Annotated in this window: 4 protein-coding genes; 1 reads left to right on the top strand and 3 read right to left on the bottom strand. The window is 57.8% G+C overall.

The genetic code is table 11. From position 1 onward, the window contains the following. Positions 1–49 precede the first annotated feature (49 nt). Positions 50–1,087, bottom strand: coding sequence for an extracellular solute-binding protein (locus CDE01S_RS17835; protein ID WP_245636224.1), 1,038 nt, complete (start codon positions 1,085–1,087; stop codon positions 50–52). A 90-nt stretch (positions 1,088–1,177) separates the two neighbouring features. On the opposite strand from CDE01S_RS17835, the gene CDE01S_RS17830 reads away from it, so the two are divergent. After that, entirely contained in the window at positions 1,178–2,068 is an 891-nt protein-coding gene (locus CDE01S_RS17830; protein ID WP_066710884.1) for a patatin-like phospholipase family protein, read from the top strand. Positions 2,069–2,108: 40 nt separating this feature from the next. On the opposite strand, the gene CDE01S_RS18635 is transcribed toward CDE01S_RS17830, so the two are convergent. Continuing rightward, the gene (locus CDE01S_RS18635; RefSeq protein WP_157077206.1) at positions 2,109–2,447 is read right to left on the bottom strand and encodes a hypothetical protein; all 339 of its coding nucleotides are present in this window, start codon (positions 2,445–2,447) and stop codon (positions 2,109–2,111) included. A gap of 90 nt (positions 2,448–2,537) precedes the next feature. Next, the coding region (locus tag CDE01S_RS18920) for a hypothetical protein (protein ID WP_218016549.1) at positions 2,538–2,914 on the bottom strand (377 nt) is incomplete at its 5' end.

Below are 2,914 nucleotides of genomic sequence, written 5' to 3'. Positions count from 1 at the left end.
CCATAAAAAAGCCTGCACATGTGCAGGCTTTTTTCATGCTCCAGAGGGCTTAACGGAAGCCGACGCGATCAAGCATCTGTTGCACCTTGACCTGGTTCATGCCCACCACGCTGATCGGGATGGTCTCGCTTTTGAACGAACCACCTCCCATGGCTTGGAGTGCCGGGTTGTTGAGCTTGACGCCCTTGGCGGCTGGCCATTCATTGTTGCCGTTGGCGAAATGTTCCTGCGCCTGGGGGCTGGCCAGGTACTCCAGGAACTTGATCGCATTGGCTTGGTTCTTGGCGTGGCGGGCGACCGCGCCACCGGCGATGTTGACGTGGGTGCCCCAGGTGCCCTGGTTGGGGAAGACCACGCCGATGCGTTCGACCACGGCCTGGTCCTCTGCCTTGGGCGAGCGCATCAGGCGCGCCAGGTAGTAGCTGTTGGTCACGGCAATACCGCATTCGCCCGACGCGACGGCCTTGATCTGGTCGGTGTCACCGCCTTTGGGAGCACGGGCCATGTTGTTGACCATGCCTTTGAGCCAGGCTTCGGTTTTTTGCTCGCCCAGATGCTCCAACACGGCGCCGAAGAGGGAGAGGTTGTAGGGGTGGGAACCGGAGCGGATGCAGAGTTTGCCCTTGTTTTTTGGATCGCCCAGCTCTTCGTAGGTATCAACGTCGTCTTTCTTGACCTTGATCTTGTCGTACACGACGATGCGAGCCCGTGTGGAAAAACCATACCAGGCGGAAGCGCCGTCGGTCGTCGGCTTGCCTCGCAATTGGGCCGGAATGGCATCGTCGAGGACTTGGGACTTGATAGGCTGGAACAGGCCTTCGGCTTCGCCGCGCCACAGACGGGCGGCATCCACCAGCAGAATCACATCCGCCGGCGAAGCGGCGCCTTCAGCCTTGAGGCGTGAGACGATGCCGGCATCATCGGCATCAACTCGGTTGATCTTGATGCCGCTTGCTTTGGTGAAGCCGCTGTACAACGCGTCGTCGCTTGGGTAGTGACGGGCCGAGTAGATGTTGAGTACCTGTTCCTGTGCGCAGGCCAGGTTGCCTGCCAGCACAATAGCGGCTGCCAAAGAGAAATGATGCATGCGCATGACAATGAGCCCTTTCAAACTGATTCTCAGATGATAAAACAAACGCGAATCATTCTTAATAATTTCGGTGTAAATCCCTGCGCCATGTCAAGTTATGGCCTGATCCTGCTGTTGGCCCTTGTTCTGGCGGGCTGTGCCGGCGGGCCGATCACCAGCCCCGAGCCCGTGGTTGCAGCGCCTGAGCCGGTCAAACGAGCGCCTCGTATTGGCTTGGCACTTGGGGGCGGTGCCGCCCGCGGTTTTGCCCATGTTGGCGTGATCCAGGTGCTGGAGGAGTCCGGCATCCGGCCGGTTCTGGTGGCGGGAACTTCCGCGGGCAGCTTGGTGGCGGCTCTGTACGCCAGTGGCAAGACCGGCACGCAACTTCAGCAGATTGCCGAAACCATGGAAGAGGCAACCTTTGCCGACTGGACGCTGCCGATCTTCAGCCGCGGTCTGCTGCGTGGCGATGCCTTGGCGCGCTATGTCCATGCCCAGGTCGGCGGCCGTCGAATCGAAGACTTGCCCTTGCCGCTGGGCATCGTGGCGACCGATCTCAACAGTGGTCAAGGTGTGCTGTTTCAGCGCGGAGATACAGCCACTGCCGTGCGGGCCTCAAGCGCGGTGCCAGCTGTCTTCCAGCCAGTGCGCATAGCCGGACGGGAGTACGTCGATGGCGGTCTGGTGTCACCAGTGCCTGTGCGTTATGCGCGCCAGATGGGGGCGGAGCTGGTGATTGCAGTCGATATTTCCAATGTGCCGGATGCCAATCCAGCGGGTGATACGCTGCAGATCCTGCTGCAGACCTTCACCATCATGGGGCGAAGCATCAACAGCTGGGAGCTGCGGGACGCCGATGTTGTGGTCCGCCCAGCCCTGAGTGGCGTGGCCAGTGCCGATTTCAATGCCCGTCGACGTTCCATTCAGGCGGGGCGGCTGGCCATGCAGCAGTTGCTGCCGCAACTCAAAACGGCGATCGAAGCACGCAGCAAATAGGGTGGATTGCCAGCCCAACGACAGCCTTGGCCGGGCCGGTTCAATCGGGCAGCAAGTTCAGCGCAAACGCAATGGCCGCGGGGCGGCTCATGCCCCTTTTCGCGGCCCATTCATCGACCCTGGATAAAACATGCGGTGCAATTGACACGCTGATCACGTGTTTCTGACCTCGGAACACCCGGGCCTTGCCCGTTCTTTTGCTGACCAGTGCTGGCACCTGGTTTTTTTGAGTAGGGGCGGTTTCTGCCGGGGCACTTGTCGCCTTGGTTTTTACCTTTTCCTTTTTCGGCTTGGGTGGCGAAGCTGGTGCGGGGGCGTCAAGGAATTCAAAGTGCCCTTGCTCAAGCAAGCCAATTTGCAGATTGTTTGTGTCCTTCATTGGTTGAAGATTTTGCCATGAATAAAGCGTGAAAAGTAGATCAAATAAATGTCAATTTAGTTTGAAATTCATATGAATTCATATGTTGGGCTATCGTTGTGTGGATGAATTTTTACCAATACTTGCTCTGGCCGGAGATGTACTTGTCATTATTTTTGATGTGAACTTCATATCAATTTGATTTAATAATGATTTGATTTTTTTTGGCTTGATCTTGAAGCGAAGGGGTATTTGGATTGTGTGTATCCGAGGCAAGCCCAGGCCAGCTTGCTTGCTTGTCCGTCGCTGACGTGCCGCTTTCTCCCTTGCCGGGTCCAGATGCGGCCTGTGCAAGGGGGCACCGCGTGGGAAAAATCTCTGGGGGTGGGCGGCGCGGTGGTATGGCCGTACGTTGACTGACAGATGGGAAATCTGCTTTCCGCGATTGGCGTCATTGCATGAGCGCGCCGGAAGCGGATAAAAAAAGG

The sequence above is a fragment of the Curvibacter delicatus NBRC 14919 genome, assembly GCF_001592265.1.
Taxonomy (GTDB): domain Bacteria; phylum Pseudomonadota; class Gammaproteobacteria; order Burkholderiales; family Burkholderiaceae_C; genus Hylemonella; species Hylemonella delicata.
This window is presented reverse-complemented; position numbering and strand designations above follow the sequence as displayed.